The following is a 914-nucleotide window of genomic DNA, read 5'->3' as shown; positions in this document are numbered from 1 at the left end:
GGTCGTGGACAATCCGGGGTTGTCCGGTGGACATCAGGGGGTGTCATGAGCAGGGCAGGACGTCCGCAGGGCGGACCGAAGGGCGAGAGCGAACAGGCCAACGAACTGGCCCGGTTCCTGCGGGAGTTGACCGAGGGCGAGACCGTGCGGGAACTGGCACGGCGCTACCGGATGAGCAAGACCAGCTGGAGCCAGTACCGTTCCGGCGCCACCCTCATCCCGCTGCACCGCCTGGAACAGGTCGTTGCGGACCGGATACGTGATGAGCGTGGACGCGCCTTCTACCAGGCCAGGGCACGGCACTTGCACGCCGAGGCCACCGCGGCCGAGCAAGGGCTGCGTCCCCCGCCCGCCGCGCACGCGCGGCAACAGGCCGAGGCCGACCTGGCGGAAGCGGAGAAACTGGTCCAGGCACTGTTACGGATCATCGCCGTACTACAGGACGGGCCGCCCGCGGGCGGCACGGCCACGCGGGCACATCTCGCTCAGGCGCAGGAGCGGCTGGAGCGCGCGAGAGAAGTCCGCGATGCCGCACGGGAAGCACAAGCCACGGCCTCAACACAGAACCAGCCTGTCCCGGACGAGCCTCCTGCGGACACGGGTGATGCGGGACTGCCGGTGCTACGGCCCGACCTGGCCGTCCAACTGGCCCGGGTTCACCATGATGTTGAAGAAGAACACCGGCAGGTCGCTCTTCTCTGGGGGCGGGTCAACGAACGGATACCCGAGCCCATCGTCATACCCGGACTGGTCATCGAACGCGCGGACAATCCACCGACCAGCACCAAAGCTCTTCCCGGAACGAAGCCGTCCACCCCTCACCGTCAATGGCCGCGCACCAGCCTGATCGCCCTCACAGCCGCAGCCATCGCCACCACGGTCACCGTCCTCTATCTCGAACGAAACCGCCCCAC

At 67.8% G+C, this 914-nt stretch carries 1 protein-coding gene; it reads left to right on the top strand.

Annotated features, from left to right (window positions below; genetic code table 11):
- Positions 1 to 45: 45 nt before the first annotated feature.
- Positions 46 to 914 (top strand): hypothetical protein (locus tag ABCR83_RS32685; protein WP_462698894.1); only part of this gene is annotated, 869 nt, incomplete at its 3' end.

It is taken from the genome of Streptomyces xingningensis (genome assembly GCF_054957865.1).
Note: the sequence above shows the minus strand (reverse complement) of the source record. Positions and strands in the feature narration are given on the sequence as shown.